Source organism: Noviherbaspirillum aerium (assembly GCF_008929045.1).
Taxonomy (GTDB): Bacteria; Pseudomonadota; Gammaproteobacteria; order Burkholderiales; family Burkholderiaceae_D; genus Noviherbaspirillum; species Noviherbaspirillum aerium.
In genome coordinates, this window is record NZ_VFAH01000042.1 from 1 (window position 1) to 23,392 (window position 23,392).

The window sequence follows — 23,392 nt, forward strand, 5'->3', positions numbered from 1 at the left end:
AGGGTGCGCAGGGTGCCGATGATGGCGCCGAGGATCAGGGCCATGATCCAGGCCAGCAAGGCGGTGGCCAGGGTCCAGTACAGGCCCGACAGCAGCGTGTCCATGTAGGTGCCGACCGCATCGGGCGACGGCTCCCAGAAGATGCGCCAGTTCCAGTTGTAGTTCATAGCTTGCCCTTATGCGTTGCGCGTGTTGCCAATGCAGATCGGGCAAGGGAATTCATTGCCTGACCGTCGCCTGATGCTTCACATTAATAGTGCCTTTTGACAGCACGTTTATTCATATTCATTCATAGCGCCTTTTGATAGCGCTTTGCAAAAGCGGGAAGCATCTGCTTCCCGCTTTGAACCTGCACTGCATTCGCCGGACAGGCTGCGACGCCATTCCGGCGAATGCTGCCTGCCCTGCTGCCACTGGATTTTACTGATAGGCAGCCGGCTCACCGGAATCGGTCGGCTTGGCAATCACCTTCTTCAGCTGGTCGCCCATCGGCCAGTTCAGGTTCACGCCCTTGGGCGGAATCGGCGACTGGAACCACTTCGCATAGATGCGGTTGATCTCGCCGGACTTGAACACGCCGGTGATCGCATCGTCGACCACTTTCTTGAAGCCTGGATCGTCGCGGCGCATCATGATGCCGTAGGGCTCAAGCTGCAGCGCATCCTTGGTGATCGTGTAGTCGCCCGGCGACTTGGACGTCGCGGCCAGCGAAGCCAGCAGGATGTCGTCCATCAGGAAGGCCACGGCGCGGCCGGTCTCCACCATCAGGAAACCTTCGGCATGGTCCTTCGCCGAGAGAATGTTCATGCCCAGATTCTTCTCGGTATTGAGCGCCGTCACCTGGCGCATCGAGGTGGTGCCGGCGGTCGACACCAGGGTCTTGCCCTTGAGGTCGTTGATGGAACTGATGTTGGAAGTCTTCTTGGCCAGCAGGCGGTTGCCCGACACGAAGGTGGTCGGCGCGAAGGCGACCTGCTTCTGGCGCTCGACGTTGTTGGTGGTCGAACCGCACTCCAGGTCGATGGTGCCGTTGGCCATCAGCGGGATGCGGGTGGCCGAGGTCACCGGGTTCATCTTGACGTTGAGCTGGGTCAGGCCGAGATGTTTCTGGATGGCCGTGACGGCTTTCATGCACAGGTCGATCGAGTAGCCCTGGTAGGACTGCTTGTCGTCCAGATAGGAAAAGGGAATGGAAGAGTCACGCACACCGAGGGTGATGGTGCCGCTATCCTTGATTTTCTTGAGCGTAGGGCTTTCCTGCGCCTGCGCGGCTCCCGCGATAACTCCTGCGCCGATCATGACAGCGATCAGTTTTGCTAGTTTCATTTTATCTCCAGGAAAAAGTTAGCAAGTTAGTGTACCAAAAGCTATGCATATAAAACATGATTTCCAATGATCCCGAAGCAGTGTCTCCCGGCGGCTCCATATGGCAATAGCATGTTTTCCGAACATGGCTTTGTTTTGAATTGCACGCAATACGTATTTATACGGATAGGGGGAGGATCTCGCGCATCATGCCCTTCTATCCTGCGGCGTCAATCGCCGGCTAATCACCAACTAATCACCGACTTTATCCGTAGGAAAGCGGAAGGTGTCGCGCAGCAGATGTCCCATCGGCATATTCATGGCCTGGCCTTTCGGTGGAATCGGATGCTTGAACCACTTGTCGTACAGCTTGTAGATGTCGCCGTCGTGGATCAGGCGACCCATTTCCCGGTCAACCACGGCCTTGAATGCCGGATCGTCCTTGCGCATCATGATCGCGTAAGGCTCTGCCGACAGGGCATCGCCGACTACCACGAAGTGTTCGGGGCGCGACGAGCCGGCGCGCAGACCGTACAGCAGGACATCATCCATCGGGAAAGCCGCGGCTTGTCCCTTCTCCACCATGGCAAACGATTCGGCATGATCGCGGCCCTCGATCAGTTTCAGTCCGAGCGCCCGCACCTTGTCGCGGTCGGTCAGCAGCTTCATGGTGGTGGTGCCCTTGGTGGTAACGACCTGCTTGCCTTTGAGATCGGCCCAGTTGGTGATGCCGGAATCGGTGCGCACCACCATGCGGGCGGCGGCGATGAAATGGGGGATGGTGAAGGCGACCTGCTTGCGCCGTTCGGCATTGTTGGTGGTGGAGCCGCATTCGAGATCGGCCTTGCCGTCGACAATCGCCGGTATGCGGTTCGATGACGTCACCGCAAGGTATTCGATGTTGAGACGGTCAAGCTTGAGTTCGCGGCGCACCGAATCGGCGATCTTCAGGCAAAGATCCATGGCATAGCCGATCGGCTTCTTGCTGTCGTCCAGGTAGGAAAACGGCACCGACGCTTCGCGGTGCGCGATCGTGATCGTGCGGCTGTCGCGTATCCTGGACAGCGTATCGGTACCGGCATGCACGGGTGCGGATGCGGCAAGCAGGCAGCATGACGCCGCCAGCGCGGCTTTACCGATGCGAGCCGCGCGAGCCTCGCGAACCTTGCGAACCGTGTGACTTTTGCGACTTGTGGTCGTGAAGTCGAGCATAAGGTCTCCATCTCATGCCGGCAGGGACAGCGCGCAGGCCGGCCGGCGTTCATTGAACACGGCCGCTCCTGGCATGGCAGCCGCCGGTGCATCGCCGGCAGCTTGCCAGTTTTCAGTGCATCCGGAAAATCAGGGGTACAGCCCTCGCATTTCCCGTGCCTGCAATACTCTGGTGCAGGCAACGATAAATGCGGCAGTCCGCAATGATACGTTTTTCTCCTGCGCCAGTGTCCAGACCGCGCCAAATGCTTCGCGCATGATGCGGGTGAGTCGCTGGTTGATCTCGTCCTCGGTCCAGAAGAAGCTGGAGAAATCCTGCACCCACTCGAAGTAACTCACCGTCACGCCGCCGGCATTGGCAATCACATCGGGCACGACCAGCACGCCCTTGTCGTGCAGGATATCGTCGGCGCCAGGCGTGGTCGGACCGTTGGCGCCTTCCAGAATGATCTTGGCGCGGATCTTGTCGGCATTGGCTTCGGTGATCTGCTGTTCCAGCGCGGCGGGAATCAGGATATCGCAGTCGACCTCCCAGAAGCGGCTGCGGTCATTGACGGCATCGCCTCCGCCAAAGCCGGCAACGCTGCCGTGCTGGGTGACATGGGCCTGCAGCGCGGCGACATCCAGGCCGGTGTCGCAGACGATGGTGGAAATATGGTCCTGCACCGCGACGACCTTGGCGCCCGCTTCGGCGAACAGGCGCGCTGCGATGCCGCCCACATTGCCGAAACCCTGTACCGCGACCTTGGCGCCCTTGATGTCGAGTCCGCGCTTGGCGGCGGCCTCGCAGCCGACCACATAGACGCCGCGGCCGGTGGCTTCGCGCCGGCCCAGGCTGCCGCCGAGCGAGATCGGCTTGCCGGTAACGACGCCGGAGGCGGTGCTGCCCTGGTTCATCGAGTAAGTGTCCATCATCCATGCCATGACTTGCTCATTGGTGTTGACGTCCGGCGCGGGGATGTCCTTGTTGGGACCGATGATGATGTTGATTTCGCTGGTATAGCGGCGCGTCATGCGCTGCAGTTCACCGATGGACAAGGTCTTGGGATCGACGCGGATGCCGCCCTTGGCGCCGCCGTAGGGTACGTTCACCGCCGCGTTCTTGACGGTCATCCAGGCCGACAGCGCCATGACTTCCGACAGCGTCACGTCCTGGTGGAAGCGCACGCCGCCCTTGCCGGGGCCGCGCGAAGTATTGTGCTGGACGCGGTAGCCTTCGAAGTGGGCGATGCTGCCGTCATCGCGCTCGATCGGCACGTCGACGACAAGAATGCGCTTGGGGCGCTTGAGGGTTTCGACCCAGCGCGCCAGCGTGCCGAGGTAAGGCGTGACGCGGTCGATCTGTTCGAGATAGACGCCCCAGGGACCGATCTCTTTTTGTGTCAGGTAGGACGGGACTTCATGCTGAGTGGACATGGTGCTACTGCTCCTTGTGGGTTCAGGCAGCCATCGCTGCGCAAAATGACGTTACAGGAAGGCATGCTAGTGCAACACATCAGCGCGATCCAATGCTTTGTAAGCATGCAACTATGCATGAAAAACATAAGGTTTGCGCCGCCGCAAACAGGGTCGGATCGGCCCAGTCATAGATCCGGCCCGACAACAGGTTGGACCGGATTCCTCACCCTGGCCCTCTCCCAGAGATGATGGAGCGGGAGATCAGCGATCCGAAAAATGCAGCATTTTTCAGGTAGGATCAATAAGTGGAAGCCGCCTTGGCCTTGCGCGGCCGCGGCTTCTTCTCGCTGTGTCCAAGGAGGTAGTCCCAGAGGCGGGCGACGACCGGCTTGCCGGGGCGCTGGGCCGAGGGCCGCTCGCGATAGAGGCGGATTTCCATGCTCAGTTCCCAGTCGGGCCGGCCGCCGTCGGCACGCGCCAGGTGCTTCTGCTTGACCTCGCGCACCACTGCCGATTCGGGAAGAAAGGCAATCCCATGGCCTTCGAGCGCCATCATCTTCAAGCCCTCGGCCATGTCGGTTTCATAGCATTTTTCGAGGTGAAGCGGCCGTTCGGCGTCCGCGAGCAGAAGGTCGACCATGCGGCCGAGATAGGCATTGCTGGTGTAGGAGAGAAACGGCAGCGGGGATTTCTCCGTGCCAGGGAGCTGCAGTTGCGGAATGCCGGTCCTGTCGCAGCGCGCATAGGCGCGCAGCGTCTCGTTGCCCAGCGTGAGCATGTCATAGCGGCTGGCATCGAGCTGCACCGGCTGGCGCGGATGGTGATAGCACAGCAGAAGGTCGCAGCCGCCCTCCACCATCGTCATGACCGCATCATGGACATTGAGCGCGATGAGCCGGCTGTTGAGCATGCCGAAGTCCTGCTTGAGCTCGCTGATCCATTTCGGCATGAAGGTCAGCGAGAGCGTGTGCGGCACGGCGAAATCGACGGTGGTGTATGCGGTTGGACGCTTGCCGCGCAGCAGGGCGCGGGCATTGTTGATCTGCCCCAGCATTTCGAGCGCTTGTTCGTAGAACACTTCGCCGGCATGGGTGAGCCGGGTCGGATAGGAGGTGCGGTCGATCAGGTCGGCGCCCAGCCAGGCTTCCAGCGACTGGATGCGTCTGGAGAATGCAGGCTGGGTCACGTGGCGCAGTTCAGCCGACCGGCTGAAGCTGCCGGTTTCCGCCAATGAAATGAAGTCTTCCAGCCATTTGGTTTCCATGGCGATATGGTAGTCGGGTTCTCCGGCGGAAGCAAAGCCGGCGCGGCTTCAATCCGATTTTCGGCCCGAAAGCGGCCTATGCCACCGCCGGCTCGGCATCCCGGTCGTTCGCGCCGGGTGACGACGTACCGATTTCCTGGCGCGCCTGCTGGCGTTCCCACATCTGCGCATAGGCGCCGTTCTGCGCCAGCAGCTGGGCATGGGTGCCGCGTTCGATGATGCGGCCGTGATCGAGCACCAGGATCTGCGAAGCATCCGCAATGGTGGACAAGCGATGCGCGATGACCAGCGTGGTTCTGTCCCTGGCGATCTCCTTGAGCTGCGCCTGGATGGCTTGCTCGGCGCGCGAGTCGAGCGCCGATGTGGCCTCGTCGAAAATCAGGATCGCCGGATTCTTTAGCAGGGTGCGGGCAATCGCCACGCGCTGCTTTTCGCCGCCCGACAGCTTCAGCCCGCGTTCGCCCACCATGCTCTTGTAGCCGTCCGGCAGGCTCTCGATGAAGTCATGGATGTAGGCTGCCTTCGCCGCCGCGACGATTTCCTCCCTGCTGGCATCGGGCTTGCCGTAGGCGATGTTGTATTCGATGGTGTCATTGAACAGCACCGTATCCTGCGGCACGATGCCGATCGCCTTGCGCAGCGAAGTCTGGGTGATGTTGCGCAGATCCTGGCCATCGATGCTGATGCTGCCGGCATTGATGTCGTAGAAGCGGAACAGCAGGCGCGACAGCGTGGACTTGCCGGAGCCGCTGTGGCCGACGACGGCGGTCGTGGTGCCCGCGGGAATCGTGAAGTCGACGTCGAACAGGATCTGGCGCTTGGCTTCATAGCTGAAGTCCACATGCGAGAATTCCACTTCGGCGCCGCGGATGGCCAGCGGTTTCGCATCCGGCACGTCGGCCACTTCGCGATGCTGGTCGAGCAGCTTGAACAGCCGCTCCATGTCGGCCAGGCTCTGCTTGATTTCGCGATAGATCACGCCGAGAAAGTTGAGCGGCACATACAGCTGGATCATGAAGGCATTGACCAGCACCAGGTCGCCCAGCGACATCGTGCCGTCGATGACGCCCTGCGTCGCACGCCAGAGAATGAGCGTCACGGCGGTCGCGATGATCAGCGACTGCCCGGTATTGAGGATGGAAAGGGAAGTCTGGGACTTGACCGCCGCCGTCTCCCAGTTCTGCATGCTCTGATCGTAGCGGCGCGCCTCGTATTCCTCGTTGCCGAAATACTTGACGGTTTCATAGTTGATCAGCGAATCGATGGCGCGGATATTGGCCTTGGAGTCGAGATCGTTCATCGTGCGCCGGAAGTTGGTGCGCCATTCGGTGACCGCCACCGTGAAGCCGACATACACCAGCAGGGCCGTGATCGTGATCACGGCGAACCAGATGTCGTAATGCAGGATCAGATAACCGATGACCAGCGTGATTTCCACCAGCGTCGGCAGAATGCTGTACAGGGTATAGGACACCAGCGAGGAAATGCCTCGCGAGCCGCGCTCTATGTCGCGCGTCATGCCGCCGGTCTGCCGGTTCAGGTGAAAGCGCAGCGACAGCGAATGCAGGTGCCGGAATACCTGCAATGCAATCGTCCTGACCGCGCTTTGCGTGACCTTGGCGAACACGAACTCCCGCAGTTCGGTGAACATGGTGGTGCACAGGCGCAATACGCCGTAAGCAATCAGAATGCCTACCGGCAAGACCAGCATGGTTTCGGGCCGGTCGGGGCTGACGGTCATGCTGTCGACCAGTTCCTTGAGCACCAGCGGCACGCCGACGTTGGCGAGCTTGGCGCCGATGAGGAAGGTCAGTGCAAGCAATACCCTCCACTTGTAGGCCCACAGATAGGGAAACAGGGTCTTGAGCGTACCCCAGTCATTGCGGGTGCCATCGTTGGCGGGCGGCTCGGGGGATGAGACAGGGGAACGGCGCATGAAATAAATGTTTCAGTGGAATGGTTTATGCTCTGGCTTCGATGATTTTAGCTTAGAGCCTTGCTCTGCATCGGTTGATATCGGTTGATACCAGTTGACATCAGTTGAGGACTCACAGGGGAAACACAATGACAAATACACTCCAAACCAGCCTGCCGCCAGGCAAGATGCCGCAGTTGCGCGTGATGCCGATGCCGGCGGATGCCAACGTCCACGGCGACGTATTCGGCGGCTGGATCATGGCGCAGGTCGACATCGCCGGATCGCTGCCGGCGGTGCGCCGCGCCAACGGCCGGGTAGCCACGGTGGCCGTCAACTCCTTCGTCTTCAAGCAGCCGGTGTTCGTTGGCGACCTGCTTTCCTTCTATGCCGACATCGTGAAGGTTGGCAATACCTCGATCACGGTGAACGTCGAAGTCTATGCCGAACGCAACCGGCTGCAAGTGGAAATCGTGAAAGTGACGGAAGCGACGCTGACCTATGTCGCCACCGACGAAAACCGCCAGCGCCGCACGATTCCGCCCCTCGCGGATGAATGACGCCTTGCCCGGCATGGACCGGGCCTGACATTCAGCACGTCTTCCCATGCGATTCGAACGCAGACAGTTTCTTTCCCATTCGGCGCGCCTGCTGTCCCTTGCCGCCTTGTCCGCAGCCTTCCCTTCCACGGCACTGAGCCGGACCGCCCGCTATCCGTTCAGCCTGGGAGTCGCCTCGGGGGCGCCGCTGGCTGCCAGCGTCGTCCTGTGGACACGCATCCTGCCCGACCCGCTCGATGCGCAGTCATCCGGCAGCCAGCCCTACGCCGTTCGATGGGAGGTTGCGGAGGACGAAGGCTTCAGGCAGATCGCCGCCAGGGGCAGCGCCACCGCCCTGCCCGAACTCGCGCATAGCGTGCATGTGGATGCCGGCGGGCTCAAGCCGGACCGCTGGTACTGGTACCGCTTCATGCTCGGCGACGCGATCAGCCCGATCGGCCGGACCCGCACCGCGCCGGCGGCCGATACCATGGCGTCCTCACTGAAGCTCGCCGTGGCGTCCTGCCAGCACTGGGACTTCGGCCAGTATGCCGCCCACCGTCACATTGCCGCGGAAGCTCCCGACCTGGTCGCCTTCCTCGGCGATTACATCTACGAATGGGGCGAATATGCGCTCGCGCATCCGGCTGCGCCGCGCCGGCGCAGCAATGAAAGCGTGACGCTCGATCAATACCGGGCGCGCTACGCGCAGTACAAATCCGATCCGCATCTGCAAGCCTCGCATCACGCCGCGCCCTGGATCGTGACCTGGGACGACCACGAGGTGTCCAATGATTACGGCAATGACCGCGACGAGCGGCTTGATCCGAACTTCATGGCGCGTCGCGCCGCCGCATACCAGGCGTTCTACGAACACATGCCGGTGCGCCTGCATGCCTTGCCCGCAGGGCCGCAGCGCTTTGCGCAGATGCGCATCTATGACCGTCTCGAATGGGGACGGCTTGCGCAATTCCATCTGCTCGACGATCGCCAGTACCGCTCGTATCACGCCTGCCAGCAGCCCGGACGCGGAGGATCGACATCGATAGCCGCAGCCTGCGCGGAAAGGACAGCGCCGGAGCGCACCCTGCTGGGCGCGGCACAGGAGCAATGGCTGTACGAAGGCTTCGCCGCATCGAAGGCGGCATGGAACCTGGTCGGCCAGCAAACCCTGATGGCGCAGTGCTCCCAGATTCCCGTCGAGAACGACGATGGCGGCCGCTTCTGGAACGACGGCTGGGACGGCTATCCGGCGGCGCGGCGCCGACTGCTCGACAGCATGCGCAAGCATGACCTGAGCAACCCGGTCGTGCTGTCGGGCGATGTGCATACCTTTTATGCGGCGGAGTTGCGCGCCGATTTCAACCAGCGCGCATCGAAGGACAATCCATTGATTGCCACCGAGTTCTGCGGCACTTCGGTGACTTCCAATTCCCGGCCGCAGTCGCGCACCGACCGTTACGTCGCCGATAACCCCCACATCCAATACGGGCGCAGCGACCGGCGCGGCTACATGATGCTGGATGTCAAGCCGGCGCGCATCGTCACGCGCTTTCAGGCGCTCGACGATGTCCGGACCGCGGAATCCGGCGTGGCCACGGTGGCAAGCTTCATCGTCGAGGAAGGGCGGCCGCAGCTGCAGAAGGCGTGACGGCCATAAAAAAACCGCCTGCACTGCAGGCGGTTTTTTGTTTGCCGGATCGCCGGATCGCCGGATCGCCGGATCGCCGGATCGCCGGACCGCCGGACCATCAAATCGTTTTCCGATCAGGCGGCCGTCTTTTCATCGCGCAGTTCGCGGCGCAGGATCTTGCCGACATTGGTCTTGGGCAGATCGTCCCTGAACTCGATGTACTTGGGCTTCTTGTAGGCCGTGAATTGCTCCTTGCAATAATTCATCAGCTCATCGACTGTCAGCGAGGGATCCTTGCGCACGACGAAGAGCTTGACCGCTTCGCCGGAGTTCGCATCGGGCACGCCGATGCAGGCGCATTCCAGCACGCCGGGATGCGCGGCAACGACGCCTTCGATCTCGTTCGGATAGACATTGAAGCCCGACACCAGAATCATGTCCTTCTTGCGGTCCACGATCTTGACGAAGCCGCGCTGGTCCATCACGCCGATATCGCCCGACTTGAAGTAGCCGTCCGGCGTCATGACCTTGGCGGTTTCGTCAGGACGGTTCCAGTAGCCGGCCATGACCTGCGGGCCGCGGATCGCGATTTCCCCTGCCTCGCCGAGCGGCACCGGATTGCCGGCATCGTCGAGGATGGCGATTTCGGTGCCCGGGATGGGCAGGCCGATGGTGCCGGAGAATTCGTCGGACGTCGCCGGATTGCAGGTGGCGGTCGGCGATGTCTCCGACAGGCCGTAGCCTTCGACGATCGGGCAGCCGGTGACCTTGAGCCATTTGTCGTTGACCGCCTTCTGCACCGCCATGCCGCCGCCGTTGCAGATCTTCAGGCTGGAGAAGTCGAGCTTGGCGAATTCCGGATTGTTGAGCAGGCCGTTGTACAGCGTGTTCACCGCCGGCAGCAGGTTGAACTTGTGCTTGGACAGTTCCTTGATGAAGCCCGGGATATCGCGCGGATTCGGGATCAGGATATTCATCGCGCCCCAGCGCGTGCCCATCAGCATGCAGGCGGTCAGCGCAAAGATGTGATACAGCGGCAGCGCGCAGACGATGGTCAGCGGATCGATCTTCGGCTCCTGCTGCAGCGCGGGCTGGGCCCAGGCATCATTCTGCAGCACATTGGCGATCACGCAGCGATGGGTCAGCGTGGCGCCCTTCGACACGCCGGTGGTGCCGCCGGTGTATTGCAGGAAGGCGAGATCGTCATGGCCGAGTTCCACCGGCTTGAGCTGCTGGCGGGCCCCCTCCGACAGGACTTGCTTGAAGCGGATCGCATTGGGCAGCGAGAAGGCGGGCACCATCTTCTTGACATTGCGCACCACGAAATTGACGAGCGCGCCTTTGACGCCTCCCAGCATTTCTCCCATGCTGGCCACCACCACATGCTTGACCTTGGTCTTGCCGATCACCTGTTCCAGCGTGGTGGCGAAGTTTTCCAGGATGATGATGGCTTCGGCGCCGGAGTCGTTGAGCTGGTGCTCGAGTTCGCGCGGCGTGTACAGCGGATTGACATTGACCACGCAATAGCCCGCGCGCAGGACGCCGGCAATCGCCACCGGATACTGCAGCACGTTGGGCATCATGATGGCGACCCGGGCGCCCTTCTTCAGGCCCTGCCCCTGCAGCCAGGCGCCGACACGGGTGGACAGCTGGTCGAGCTCCGCATACGTCATGAACTTGTCCATGCATACGTAGGCGTTGCGGGATGCAAACTTCTGGAAGGACTCTTCAAGCAGATGCACCAGCGAGCGGTATTGTGTGTAATCGATTTCCGCAGGAACGCCCGCAGGATAAGACTTTAGCCAAAGCTTTTCCATTGTCTGCCTCTTGTCTTTTTATGGAAGGATGGGATGTCGCAAAAAATAGCACGACCGGTTCTTTTTCTCGGCATAGATGCTATCGGTCGGCGCGCATACATGCAAGTCTTTTAATGGGTTCCGAAGCATCCTTCTAGCTGTCCGATCTTTTGCATCGCAACAATACAAACCAGAATGGTCAATAAATACGCCTTGCTGCCCATGAACAATACACGCAAAAAAGCGGCCATGAAAGGCCGCTTTTCTTATTGGATGGAACCTGTCGCTGCTAGAGCGGTTTCGCCTTGACCTGCCTGTCGATCCCGGACAGATTGCCGCTGGCACTGCGTTGTGACTCCTTGCCATGGCTGGCCATGTCGCGTCGTCACGCCTTGTTCCAGCAGCAATCTGCCTCGGCCTCAACTAGGCCGGTCAAGGCGAAACCGCTCTAGAAGCGTAATCAGTGCGCCGCTATCTCGACGTTATTTCCATTTCCTGCCGTAACCGGCGTGCTGAGGCCAAGGCTGGCCAGTTCGCGGTGCCGCTCTTCCTTGCCGAGGGAAGACAGCGCACGCACGGCCGCGTAGAACTTGCCAAGGTCTTTCTGCCTTGCCAGGATGGCGCGGAAACCCGGCACGAAGTCATGATAGGTTGCAATCGCCGACAGATGGGCATTCGACAGCGGCTCCGCGAACCAGCGATCGTAGCCGGCATAACCGCCCCAGCTTTCCTTGAGCACCTGATAGTCATCCTTGAGCGCCTGGAAGATCGCCGCCTTTTCCTTGCGCTTGATCTCGTCGCTGACATCGCGTTCGTAATTGGCGTTGAGCGCCTTGCGATGCCTGAGCAGCAAGGCGAGGAAGTCGCGCTTGCGGCCTTCGTAGGCGACATAGGCCTTGCGGGTTTTTTCGTCGCCATGCTTTTCCAGCCAGCGTTCGACACCGGCCTCCTCCACCGCCACCGCGAAGGATTCGTTGAACTGCGAATCGCCGGGCACGTACACGACCTGGTGCGCCAGTTCATGGAACACCAGGCGGGCGAGTTCGCCGTCGGGGTACTGGATGAAGGTCGACAGCACCGGATCCTTGAACCAGCCGAGCGTCGAATAGGCGGGCACGCCGGAGATCTCGACATCGAACTTCGCCGCGCGCAGTTCGGCCGCATAGGCCTGAGCATCTTCCTTGCTGTAATAGCCGCGGTACTTGACGCAGCCCGCGATCGGGAAGCACCACTCCATCGGCTTGAGCGACAGTTCCGGCGTGGCGACGATGTTCCACATGACGAACGGACGCTTCAGGTCGGCGTAGGTGGTGTAGCTGTCATTGTCCGGCAGGCCGAGTTCGCGCGCGGCGAATGCGCGGATCTCCTTGACGCGCGCCAGCTTGGTCTTGAGCTTGTCTTCGGTGCCGGGACTGGCGATCCAGTCATCGATCGGACGCGCCTCCGACAGCAGCGAGAATTGTCCATGGGCCGCCTGCGCGAAATACCCGATCTGCGCACATCCCGCCATGATGGCAATGACGCCGCCGCATGCCAATACCCGCCACTTCTTTATCATTTCCTATACTTTCTCTACCTGCACCAGCACGTCGTAGAACGTGGGCGCGTTGCCCATGTCGGTCAGGCGCTGGCTGGTCACTTCATTGGCATTCTTGCCATCGGCGGCAAACTTCCGCCACCAGATGGACAAGCCCACCACCAGTCCTTCGCGCGCCTTGTCGGTCACGCGCACCTTTGCGATGAATGATCCGCGGTCATTGAAGATGCGCACCTGATTGCCCTCCTCGATGCCGCGCTGCGCGGCGTCGACCGGATGCATGTCGAGGTGCGGTTCACCTTCCGTATCACGCAGACTCTGCACATTGACGAAGGTGCTGTTAAGAAAGTTCCTTGCCGGCGGAGAAATCATTGCCAGCGGATATCGCTTTGCCAACTCGGGATTGCTGGCCCGCGATTCATAGGGAGGAATATAGCTTGGCAAGGGATCAAGACCATCGGCCTTCATGCGTTCGCTGTAGAACTCGCACTTGCCGGACGGCGTTGCAAACCCGCCTTCGGCGAACGGCGCGTCAGGCGCGTTGAGCTTTTGCCATCCCTTGCGCTTGAGGGAATCCCAGTCGAAGTGAATCGCGCGCGCATCCTTGGCGTTGAAGGCCTGTGCCGCAAGTTCGTCATCGCTCTCGTAAAAGCAGGCGTCGTCGAAGCCCATGCGCTGCGCCAGCAGGCGGAAGATCTCGGTATTCGGCTTAGCTTCGCCCAGCGGCGCAATCGCCGGATTGTTCGCCATCATGTACAGATGTCCATAGGTGGCATGGATGTCGGTGTGCTCCAGCTGCGTGGTTGCCGGCAGCAGGATATCGGCATGGTCCGCGGTATCGGTCTGGAAATGCTCGAGCACGACGGTGAACAGGTCCTCGCGCGCAAAGCCGCGCGCCACTTTCGGCGACTCGGGAGCCACCGCCACCGGGTTGGAGTTGTACACGATCACGGCTTCGACTTTCGGTCCGAATTCCGCGGAAGCTTCCTCCAGCAAGGCATCGCCGATCGTGCTCATGTTGAGCGTGCGGACTTGCTTCTTCAGCAAATCGGGCCGCTGCAATGCCGCGCTGTTTTTCGGGAAGGTATCCGACGAAGACAGCTGCACGCCGCCGGCCGCGTGCCGCCATGCGCCGACCAGCGCCGGCAGGCAGGTGATGTTGCGCACCGCCATGCCGCCGCCGCGCACCCGCTGCAGGCCGTAGTTGATGCGGATGGCCACCGGCTCGCCCTGCCTTGCCAGCGCGCCGTAATCGCGCGCCAGCTGCTCGACTTCCTCGACGCTGATGCCGCAGGTCTCGGCAGTGCGCTGCGGCGTCCATTCCGCCGCGCGCTCCCTGAGCGCATCGTAGCCGTGCGTATAGCGGGCGATATAGTCCTCGTCCACCAGATTCTCCCTGATCAGCACATGCATCATGCCGAGCGCGAGCGCGGCATCGGTGCCGGGCAGCAGGGCAATGTGCTGATGGCATTTCTCCGCCGTCAGCGAGCGATAGGGATCGATGGCGATGAGCTTGGCGCCGCGCCGCTTGGCTTCCTGCGCGCGCATCCAGAAATGAAGATTGGAAGCAATCGGATTGCCGCCCCAGATCAGGATGAGCCTGGCATTCTGGAACTGCTCGACATCGGTGCCGATACGGGCGCCCATGGTGTATTTGTAACCCGCTCCGCCGGCCGATGCGCAGATCGTGCGGTCGAGCAGCGAGGCGCCCAGCTTGTTGAAGAAGCGCGAAGCCATCGATTCGCCCTGCACCAGTCCCATCGTGCCGGCATAGCTGTAGGGAAGGATGGCTTGGGCATCGCGCGCCGCGATGGCTTTGAGCCTTGCGGCAATGGTGTCGAGCGCCTGGTCCCAGGATATCCGTTCGAAGCGGCCCTCGCCCTTGCGCCCGACCCGCTTCATCGGATGCAGCAGCCGGTCCTTGTGGTAAGTGCGCTCGGTATAGCGCGATACCTTGGTGCACAGCACGCCGGCGGTGGTCGGATGATCCGGATCGCCGCGCACCTGGGTGGCAACGCCGTCTTCGACGGTAACCAGCAGTGCACAGGTATCGGGACAGTCATGGGGGCAGGTAGCGCGTACGATGGATGTTGTCATCAGATATTCCAGATCGGACACGTCCCTGATGGAGGCGTGTCGGGTTCATCGGGCCGGTTCTCGGGGTGCAAGACCGCGTCTCTTGTGTTCTTGGTTTATTGCTCTTGTCGATTTGCAAATTCCGCAGACGTCGCTTTGAATGCGGGCGCGCACGTCTCCGGTCACAGTCGCTAGAATAACTGCGAAAGCTTCAGAGTAATATATCGAGGATAGAAAATCTCGCTTAACCGCAGGCAACAACCATGAATGACCTGCGTGGCGGATTCCGGAGAACAGCATGAACCTGATTGATCCGATCGTCGCATTCCAGTCCGAACTGCAGCAGATCCGGCGCGACATCCACGCCCATCCCGAACTCTGCTTCGAGGAGCAGCGCACCGCCGACCTGATTGCCGCAAAACTGACCGAATGGGGCATTCCCGTCCTGCGGGGCATGGGCGTGACCGGCGTGGTGGGCATCCTCAAGAATGGCTCCGGCGCGCGCGCCATCGGACTGCGCGCCGACATGGACGCCTTGCCGGTGCAGGAAATCAATTCCTTTCCTCATACCTCCCGGCACAAGGGCAAGATGCATGCATGCGGCCATGACGGCCACGTGGCGATGCTGCTGGGCGCCGCGCATTACCTGTCCAGGCACCGCAATTTCGACGGCACGGTCTATTTGATTTTCCAGCCCGCCGAAGAAGGCGGCGGCGGCGCCAGGCGCATGATGGATGACGGCCTGTTCGAGAAGTGCCCGATGGAAGCGGTATTCGGCATGCACAACTGGCCGGGGGTCAAGGTCGGCACTTTCGGCGTGACACCGGGGCCGATGATGGCGTCTTCGAATGAATTCGAAGTGGTCGTCAAGGGACGCGGCGCGCATGCGGCGCAGCCGCACAAGGGCATCGATCCGATCATGGTGGCGATACAGATCGCCCAAAGCTGGCAAACCATCGTCAGCCGCAACAAGAATCCGCTGGATGCGGCCGTGCTGTCGATCACGCAAATCCATGCCGGCAGCGCAACCAACATCATCCCGGATGAAGCCACGCTGATCGGCACGGTGCGCACCTTCTCCACCGGCGTGCTCGACCTGATGGAAAGCCGCATGCGGTCGGTCGCCGAGCATACGGCCGCCGCATTCGACAGCACGATCGACTTCCGCTTCCATCGCAACTATCCCCCGCTGATCAACCACGCGAAGGAAACCGCGTTTGCGATCGATGTCCTGAAATCGGTCGTCGGCGACGACAACGTCGATACGCAGGTGGAGCCGACGATGGGCGCCGAGGATTTCGCCTTCATGCTGCAGGAAAAGCCGGGATGCTATGTCTTCATCGGCAACGGCGAGGGAAACCACCGGATGCACGGCCACGGCCTCGGTCCCTGCAACCTGCACAACCCGAGCTACGACTTCAATGACGAACTCCTGCCCCTGGGCGCGACTTACTGGGTCCGTCTGGCGGAGTCCTACCTGCGCGCCGCCTGAGGCCCGCAGCAGGGAATGCACGCAATGAAAACAGACACCCCCGGCTCGTTTACGCTCGACATGCATGCGGCATCGTTCGCGCGCGTCGCCCTTGCGAATCTCGTTCGGGAATTGCCGCACAAGATCGATCACCTGCTGATGGTCTCCGGCGAATGGCAGTCGCCGCGCATCATGCATCCCGCGTTTTACGGCAGCTATGACTGGCACTCCAGCGTGCACATGCACTGGCTGCTCGCGCGGCTCCTGCGCCTTGCTCCAGGCTTGAGCGAGGCGCCGCGCATCCGCGAACTGTTCGACCTGCATTTCACGCCGGCCAATATCGCTGCGGAAGCGGCCTACCTGAGCCATCCGGCACGGCAATCCTTCGAACGCACCTATGGCTGGGCATGGCTGCTCAAGCTGCAGACGGAGCTGATGCTTTTGGCTGAAGCGGATCTGCAGGCCGGTTCATGGCGCGACGCGCTGCAACCGCTGGCGGATGTGATCACGGAACGCTATCTGCACTACCTGCCCCTGGCGGATTACCCGGTCCGGGCGGGCACGCATGCCAACAGCGCATTCGGCCTGCTGTTCGCGCTGGATCATGCGGAAAGGATCCAGCATATCGCCCTGCGCAAGCTGATCGCCGCCAAGGCCAACCAATGGTTCGGCCGGGACCGCCGTTATCCGGCGCGGTACGAACCCGGCGGCGAGGATTTCCTGTCGGGCGGCTTGCTGGAGGCGGTATTGATGCAGCGGGTGATCGACGGCTGCAGCTATGCGGACTGGTGGGAAGTGTTTTGCCCGGCGCGGGAGGATCTGCTGACATGGTTGACGCCGGTCGCCGTGAGCGACCGCAGCGATCCGAAGCTGGCTCATCTCGACGGATTGAACCTGGCGCGCGCCTGGTGCTGGAAACGCCTGGCACCGCAACTGCCTGTGGCGCTGCGGCAGTCAGTCGCTGTTGCCATTGACGCGCACTTGTCAGCGTCGCTGCCCCAGGCCAGCGGTGGCGACTACGCCGGCACGCACTGGCTGGCCAGCTTTGCCTTACTCGCCTTGACCGACGACTAGCGGCGATGCCTTTCTCTCGCCGGCCGCCAGCATGCCGCGCTCGCGCATGAGGCGGATATCGCCATACCACGCTTCCACGGCTTCGCCGGTATTGTCGGTGTCGGTCAGCACGCCGACGCCGATCAGCTTGCCCGGTTTTTCCCCGAACGCTTTTTCATAGTCTTCGACGATGTTGCGGGTGAAGGTTTGCCACTCGCCGATGCCGTTCTTGCCGCGCGCGGCGACCATCATCTTGATCCGGCTGCTGTGGTTGCTGCGGATGATCGTACCGACCGGCACCTTGTTCTCCCATATGTACATCAGGGTGGCATAGGGAAACTCATAACCGGTCATGACCCTGGCGGTCTCGAACAGGATCTGGTCGGCAAACGGCAGCGTGTCCTTGTCACCATCGAAGCCGAGAATGATGCGCACCGGCGAATCCTCGGTGGCATGGTGAGTGTTGTCGGCGCTGTGGATCAGGTCGGCGATTTTCCATTGCCAGTGGAGCCAGGGATTCGCTGCGGGATCAATGTCCACCTTTTGCATCAGCCCCGATGATGCCTTTTCCGCACGCGCATGCAACACGGTGCGGTCCTCCTTGCTTACCAGCTTGTAATGCGTCTGGTTCTTTGTACGCAGCAGGATCAGCGGCTCCCAGCCATGAGGCAGTCCACCGGCGGGATTGGCGGAGAAGAGCTTGACCTCATCCTGGCCATTCGCCACGGCAGCGGTTGCCGCCGGCATTGCGCCCCCTGCGATTTTGGGCTGCTGCGCGCAACCGGCCAGCGTTAGCGAAAGAGCAAGAGGAACAAGAAGTCGTTTCATGAGAGTGTTGGCGCGATGTCGCTCATCAGGGTGCCGCTCGCAATGCCGCCGTTCGGGGCTCGTTCATTGGACGACCAGCCGGGATGGCTGGATTGTATAGTTTTGTTGCTGCGTAGCGTCTGCTAACTGTTCTGCGCTTCGGCCGGCATGAACAAACTGCCAATGGATCTGATGGTATTTCGCAACAGCCGGTCGATGCGCGATGCTGATGATGCTGGCTTGCGGCAGTTCCTGCAGCAGCAAGGCATACATCCGCTCCTCGGTATCGGGATCAAGCGCGCTGGTGGCTTCGTCGAGAAACAGATACTGCGGCTTGGCCAGCAAGGCACGCACGAAGGCAAGGCGCTGCTGTTCGCCGGGAGACAGGCGCTGGCTCCAGTTGTCGGGCTCATCGAGCTTGTCGGCCAGATGCGGCAGCTTGCACAGCTGCAGATAGTGCTGCACCGCCAGCTCCTTGTACGCGGTCTCCGGCGCAGGATAGGAAATGGCTGCCCGCAGCGTGCCGATCGGCAGGTAGCCGCGCTGCGGCAGGAACAGCAGTCTGGCTTCGTTGGGCACCTCGATGCTGCCGCTGCCATACGGCCAGATGCCGGCAATCGCGCGGAACAGCGTGGACTTGCCGCAGCCCGACGGTCCGCTGACGAGGATACGCTGGGACTCGCGGATGTCGGTAGTCAGCGCCGCCGTCAACGGGACGCCGTTCGGCAGATTGAGCCTGACGTCATCAAGAAGAATTGCTCCCACGTTGTTGCGGGTCACCGGGATTCCGGATTCCTGGTCACGCGCGGCGATGACGGCGGCATGGAAGCCCGCAAGGCGATTGACGCTGGCCTTCCAGCTCGCGAGCTGGCTGAAGGCATTGATGAACCAGGAAAGCGCCTCCTGCACATGACCGAATGCCGAGCTGATCTGCATCAGGCCGCCAAGGGTGATGGCCCCGGAAAAGTAGCGCGGCGCGCCGACCAGGAAAGGAAAGATGACGGCGAACTGGGCGTAGAAATTCGAAGCGACATTGAGACGCTTGGTGGTGCGCATGATGGTCCACCAGTTTTGCCAGATCTGCTGGAAGCGGTTGCCGAGCTGGGTTTTCTCCTGCTGCTCGCCGCGGTACAGCGCGACCGCTTCCGCATGCTCCCGGATGCGGATCAATCCGAAACGGAAGTCCGCTTCGAAGCGCTGCTGATTGAAATTCTGGAAGACCAGCGGCCTGCCGATCCACAGCACCATCAATGAGCCTATGCCGGCATAGGCAATGGCAAACCAGACCATGTAGCCCGGGATGGTGACCTGCTGCCCACTCAGCATGAATGACAGCGGTCCGCTTACCGACCACAGGATGCCGACGAAGGACGCCAGCGAAACCACGCTGGACAGCAAGCCGAGCGACAGGGTCAGCGAGCCATTGGTGAGGAACTGCAGGTCTTCGGCAATGCGCTGATCGGGGTTGTCGGCCGAGCGTGTCTGCTCGATCCGGTAGAACGCCTGATTGGCCAGCCATTCATCAAGGTACTGACGGGTCATCCAGCCGCGCCATCGGATTTCCAGCGCCTGCATCAGGTAGACGCGATAAATCGCGACGGCGATATAGATGAAGGCCAGGTAGGAAAATCGCCATAACTGTTCGCGGAATTCCGGAAAGTCCTTGTTTTCCAGGGCATTGTAGAAATCCCTGTTCCAGGCATTGAACTGCACGTCGAGATAGACCATTCCCAACGCAAGTGCAACGACAGCAGCCAGCAGGCCGCGCGCCTTCCACTTCTCCTCCGAGCTCCAATAGGGCTTGATCAGTTGCCAGACGGCGCGCCAGTCGGTGCGTTCACGGGGCTTTATGGTCATAGAGCGGTATCACGAACAATGGTGGATGGAACGACGAAGCTTGGGCCATTATTTTGCACAGGGTGATGTCCCACCGCAATCCGCGTTCGACAGGAGCCGGCTGGCAAGACGAAGGCGTCATTGATACGGCAGTCAAGCAACCGGTTTCAATGCCGCGAGCTTGAACGGCAGCCGCAGGCGGTATCGCCAGGCATGCTCGGAAAGCCGCCTTGGTTCAGTCAATGCGCGGGGGATCTGCATCGATGGTGCATGTGGCGTATGGCGCCCTCACCGTCACGGCGCCATACCCGGCTCACATGCGCTGCCGGCTCGCTGCCGAGGCGGGCTTCATCAGGGAAGTTGATCCGGTGCTTGCCCTACGCGTATTCCTGGGTTCAGCCGCTCTATCGCAAGCAAGGCTGCGGCCTGATCCGCGTTGGGGGCCAGGTCAAGGATGCTGCGGTACAAATCGGTCAGCAATTGCGTGACCGGCAAGCTGAGTCCGCCGGCGGCAGCGGCGACCAGGGCGTTCTCCAGGTCCTTGGCCTGGCTCTTTACCTGGCCGCCGGGCATGAAGTTCCGCTCAAGCATTCGCTGTCCGTGCACATCCAGTATCCGGCTTTCCGCGAAACCGCCGCGAATGGCCGCGCGTACGGCGGACGGATCGGCGCCGCCGGCCTGGGCCAGCATCAGCGCTTCCGCGACGATGCATAGCGTGCCGCCGACAATCAACTGGTTGCAAAGCTTGGCAATCTGCCCGCAGCCTGCTGGACCGACGCGGGTCGGGCGGCCGAGTATGCTTAATACGGGTTCGGCGCGCAGGTAATGCTCTTCGCTTCCCCCTGCCATGATGGCCAGCGTTCCGGCTTCGGCTCCCAACACGCCGCCGGATACCGGAGCGTCAATGAAGCCGATGCCCCGCCCACTCAATTGCTGGTGAAACTCCTGCGCCTCGGACTGCCGCGTCGAACTCATGTCGATCACCAGCGCTCCGGGTTTCAAGGAGTCGTAAGCCTGTTCCAGCACGTCACGCACGATTGGCCCCGCTTCCAGCATGGTAATAACCAGATCGGCTTCCCTGACAGCGGTGGCAATGTCATCCGTTACGAGGGCGCCGGAAACAGCGAGTGCCTCCGCTTTTGCCCGCGTACGGTTCCAGGCAGTCAGCGCATGTCCTGCATTGAGCAAACGCATTGCCATGGGCTTGCCCATCAAACCTATTCCAAGAAAAGCGATCTTTTGTGGTGATGCGATACTGCTCACAGTCGTCTCCTAACGTCATGTCTGGTTAATGCATAATGGTGCCTCATCATCTCAAAAAAACGAATTCCATGTCGACGAACGTCATTCGCCCCATACTCGACACGCCGATGCTGCTTGGCGAATCGCCGCTCTGGCATCCCGTGGAATCCGCGTTGTACTGGATCGATATCGCCGGTCAGGCGGTGCACCGGTTCCATCCTCATAATGCCGCCCATCACAAATGGAGCCTGCCGTCGGAGCCGGGCTGCATTGCCTATAGCAAGGATGGACAGATTCTTGTGGCAATGCGCTCGGGCATTGCCATGCTTGATCCGGCAAGCGGCGCCTTGGACATGCTTGCCGCACCGCCTTATGATCCTTCGGCGGTGCGCTTCAATGACGGCCGTTGTGATGCGCACGGACGTTTATGGGCCGGAACGCTGTACGATCCGCGGGACAGGCAAGGCGGTTCGCTGTTCTGCATCGAGCGCGGCAACATTCGCGATGTGTCTCATCCGGTCACTGTTTCCAACGGCGTAGCCTTCAGTCCTGACTACCGTACCCTTTACCATGCCGACACGACTGCGCATCGCATCACGGCATATGACTACGATGTGTCCACCGGTTCGGTGGGAAAGGGAAAGTTGTTCAGGGAATTTTCTTCCGATAAGTCGGCGAACTATGGCGGCCGACCGGATGGCGCGGCGGTGGATAGCGAAGGAGCTTACTGGTGCGCGATGTATGAAGGCGGCCGATTGCTCAGACTGTCACCATCGGGCGAGACAATAAGAGAAATTGAACTGCCGGTGCGTTGTCCAACGATGGTTGCCTTCGGCGGCCCTCAGCTTCGCACCTTGTACATCACGACGGTAAGCCACAAGCGCCCGCCGGAAGAACTCGCCCGTTATCCACTGTCAGGTTGTGTACTCGCGATGGAGACCGAGGTTGCCGGTTTGCCGGAACATGCGTACCTGCCGTAAACAGGGGTGACGCGTTGCATTGCTTGCGAGCATGTCCCAGCAACATCTGCCACAATGTTTGCGATTTCACTCTGCAAACAATCTGACTACGCAATCCCTTTTACAGAAGAGGCTAAGAATGAATAAGAAAAGATCATTGGCGGTTGTGCTCGCGGCGCTTGCATCCCTGGGAGGTGCGCAGGCGGCTTATGCGGTTGACAGTGCTTCATTGGAGTTCGGCTCGGGAAACAAGACCAAGCTTGCGCGCGTTGGCCTTCAATGGAAGTGGGATTCAAAATGGTGGCAATCCAATGGCACTCACATTGGAGGCTACTGGGATCTGACGCTGTCACAATGGCGCGGCAACCGCTATCGCAACATACCAGGCAACAAGCAGGATTTTGTGGATGTTGGCTTCACTCCGGTATTTCGCTTCCAGAATGACAGCCTTAAAGGCTGGTATGTCGAGGCGGGCATCGGGGCACATTATCTGAGCGACATTTACGACAACAACGATCGCCAGTTTTCAACCCACTTCCAGTTCGGCGACCATATCGGCGTCGGATATGTCTTCAGAAACAACCTGGACATCGGCCTGAAGATTCAGCACTTTTCCAATGGCAGCATCAAGCAACCAAATGATGGCGCCAATTTTGCCGTGCTGAGCGCAACTTATTCCTTTTAAGCAGAGACATACTCTGCATGAAAAAAGCCTGCGCGATGCAGGCTTTTAAATGTCCTAAAAGGCAGTTCTTCATCCTGCGAAACCCTTCGCCACATTCCCCTCCCGACACGTGCTTGTATTGATAGCTTCTATCCCGTTGCGGACAAAGGAAAACGGTCAAGCTTTACCGAGACGACCGGCTGTAAGAATAGAGCAACTTTATCTGCCACATTGCTCTTTGTTTTTCAGTCTCTGCTGCAGGGCAAGCGAAATGGATATGTTGAGAGAGGCGGCCAATTTTCAACAAGGACCGGAATGAGGTAGAGCAGCTATGGTCTTGCGATTTTGCTTGCAGTACGATCTTCGCATCTTCCGTGCCTGCTGCACCGGCAAAAGAATCAATCGCCGGGAAACCGGGTACAACGAGCAGCTTGGACAGCTTACCTGGCATTGTATCCATACAGGATGGCGTCACCGAACACGCGGAATCGGCGTATCGCCATGTCAGCGACAGTCCTCATGGCAGACACGCCAAGCATGTCGATTGCTGCACCCTATGCGGCATGCATTGCGCACGCGCAAAGCAAACAGCCCTGCGTCCGTAAGGAGGCAGGGCTGATGCGGTAGAACTAGCCTGACGATGACCTACTTTCACACTGGTTGCAGCACTATCATCGGCGCAAAG

General features: G+C 60.6%; 17 protein-coding genes and 1 pseudogene. 6 read left to right on the top strand and 12 right to left on the bottom strand.

Annotated elements, in window-relative coordinates; genetic code table 11:
* The 6 genes and pseudogenes from FH061_RS28845 to FH061_RS28870 all read right to left on the bottom strand — a co-directional run.
* Window positions 1-167 (bottom strand): annotated as a pseudogene (locus FH061_RS28845) (amino acid ABC transporter permease); the annotation flags it as partial.
* A 253-nt stretch (window positions 168-420) separates the two neighbouring features.
* Entirely contained in the window at window positions 421-1,326 is a 906-nt protein-coding gene (locus tag FH061_RS28850; RefSeq protein WP_151639287.1) for a transporter substrate-binding domain-containing protein, read from the bottom strand.
* A gap of 231 nt (window positions 1,327-1,557) precedes the next feature.
* Window positions 1,558-2,517: an amino acid ABC transporter substrate-binding protein gene (locus FH061_RS28855; RefSeq protein WP_151639288.1), complete on the bottom strand. Its 960-nt coding sequence runs from the start codon at window positions 2,515-2,517 to the stop codon at window positions 1,558-1,560.
* Between the two features lie 129 nt (window positions 2,518-2,646).
* Window positions 2,647-3,933 (bottom strand): Glu/Leu/Phe/Val family dehydrogenase, encoded by a 1,287-nt coding sequence (locus FH061_RS28860; RefSeq protein ID WP_151639289.1) that lies wholly within the window; start codon window positions 3,931-3,933, stop codon window positions 2,647-2,649.
* Between the two features lie 280 nt (window positions 3,934-4,213).
* Window positions 4,214-5,179 carry a LysR family transcriptional regulator gene (locus tag FH061_RS28865; RefSeq protein ID WP_151639290.1) on the bottom strand — a complete coding sequence of 322 codons (966 nt, stop codon included), beginning with the start codon at window positions 5,177-5,179 and terminating at the stop codon, window positions 4,214-4,216.
* Between the two features lie 76 nt (window positions 5,180-5,255).
* Window positions 5,256-7,115 carry an ABCB family ABC transporter ATP-binding protein/permease gene (locus FH061_RS28870; RefSeq protein WP_151639291.1) on the bottom strand — a complete coding sequence of 620 codons (1,860 nt, stop codon included), beginning with the start codon at window positions 7,113-7,115 and terminating at the stop codon, window positions 5,256-5,258.
* A 128-nt stretch (window positions 7,116-7,243) separates the two neighbouring features.
* On the opposite strand from FH061_RS28870, the gene FH061_RS28875 reads away from it, so the two are divergent.
* Together FH061_RS28875 and FH061_RS28880 are read left to right on the top strand one after the other, a co-directional pair.
* Window positions 7,244-7,654: an acyl-CoA thioesterase gene (locus FH061_RS28875; protein ID WP_151639292.1), complete on the top strand. Its 411-nt coding sequence runs from the start codon at window positions 7,244-7,246 to the stop codon at window positions 7,652-7,654.
* Between the two features lie 46 nt (window positions 7,655-7,700).
* Entirely contained in the window at window positions 7,701-9,284 is a 1,584-nt protein-coding gene (locus FH061_RS28880; RefSeq protein WP_151639293.1) for an alkaline phosphatase D family protein, read from the top strand.
* A 116-nt stretch (window positions 9,285-9,400) separates the two neighbouring features.
* Here FH061_RS28880 and FH061_RS28885 read toward each other — a convergent pair whose 3' ends face one another.
* The 3 genes from FH061_RS28885 to FH061_RS28895 form a co-directional block, all read right to left on the bottom strand.
* Window positions 9,401-11,083, bottom strand: coding sequence for a long-chain fatty acid--CoA ligase (locus tag FH061_RS28885; protein ID WP_151639294.1), 1,683 nt, complete (start codon window positions 11,081-11,083; stop codon window positions 9,401-9,403).
* 439 nt (window positions 11,084-11,522) lie between these two features.
* The gene (locus tag FH061_RS28890) at window positions 11,523-12,620 is read right to left on the bottom strand and encodes an aminopeptidase (RefSeq protein ID WP_151639295.1); all 1,098 of its coding nucleotides are present in this window, start codon (window positions 12,618-12,620) and stop codon (window positions 11,523-11,525) included.
* 3 nt (window positions 12,621-12,623) lie between these two features.
* Window positions 12,624-14,696, bottom strand: a complete 2,073-nt coding sequence (locus FH061_RS28895) for a molybdopterin-containing oxidoreductase family protein (RefSeq protein WP_151639296.1) — start codon at window positions 14,694-14,696, stop codon at window positions 12,624-12,626.
* 277 nt (window positions 14,697-14,973) lie between these two features.
* On the opposite strand from FH061_RS28895, the gene FH061_RS28900 reads away from it, so the two are divergent.
* Both FH061_RS28900 and FH061_RS28905 read left to right on the top strand, forming a co-directional pair.
* Window positions 14,974-16,167, top strand: a complete 1,194-nt coding sequence (locus FH061_RS28900; protein WP_151639297.1) for a M20 aminoacylase family protein — start codon at window positions 14,974-14,976, stop codon at window positions 16,165-16,167.
* 24 nt (window positions 16,168-16,191) lie between these two features.
* A complete protein-coding gene (locus FH061_RS28905) occupies window positions 16,192-17,220 on the top strand; it encodes a DUF2891 domain-containing protein (RefSeq protein ID WP_225984957.1) in 1,029 nt (342 codons plus the stop codon).
* Here the strand turns inward: FH061_RS28905 and FH061_RS28910 are convergent.
* The 3 genes from FH061_RS28910 to FH061_RS28920 form a co-directional block, all read right to left on the bottom strand.
* Window positions 17,197-18,027 (bottom strand): DUF3047 domain-containing protein, encoded by an 831-nt coding sequence (locus tag FH061_RS28910; protein WP_151639298.1) that lies wholly within the window; start codon window positions 18,025-18,027, stop codon window positions 17,197-17,199. The genes FH061_RS28905 and FH061_RS28910 overlap by 24 nt on opposite strands.
* A gap of 63 nt (window positions 18,028-18,090) precedes the next feature.
* Window positions 18,091-19,863, bottom strand: coding sequence for an ABC transporter ATP-binding protein/permease (locus tag FH061_RS28915; protein WP_151639299.1), 1,773 nt, complete (start codon window positions 19,861-19,863; stop codon window positions 18,091-18,093).
* A gap of 330 nt (window positions 19,864-20,193) precedes the next feature.
* On the bottom strand, window positions 20,194-21,078 hold the full coding sequence (locus FH061_RS28920) for an NAD(P)-dependent oxidoreductase (protein WP_404822525.1): 885 nt from the start codon (window positions 21,076-21,078) through the stop codon (window positions 20,194-20,196).
* Between the two features lie 95 nt (window positions 21,079-21,173).
* Here FH061_RS28920 and FH061_RS28925 point away from each other — a divergent pair, with 95 nt between their 5' ends.
* Together FH061_RS28925 and FH061_RS28930 are read left to right on the top strand one after the other, a co-directional pair.
* Window positions 21,174-22,064: an SMP-30/gluconolactonase/LRE family protein gene (locus tag FH061_RS28925; RefSeq protein ID WP_151639300.1), complete on the top strand. Its 891-nt coding sequence runs from the start codon at window positions 21,174-21,176 to the stop codon at window positions 22,062-22,064.
* A 118-nt stretch (window positions 22,065-22,182) separates the two neighbouring features.
* Window positions 22,183-22,728 (top strand): acyloxyacyl hydrolase, encoded by a 546-nt coding sequence (locus FH061_RS28930; RefSeq protein ID WP_151639301.1) that lies wholly within the window; start codon window positions 22,183-22,185, stop codon window positions 22,726-22,728.
* The last annotated feature ends 664 nt before the right edge of the window (window positions 22,729-23,392 follow it).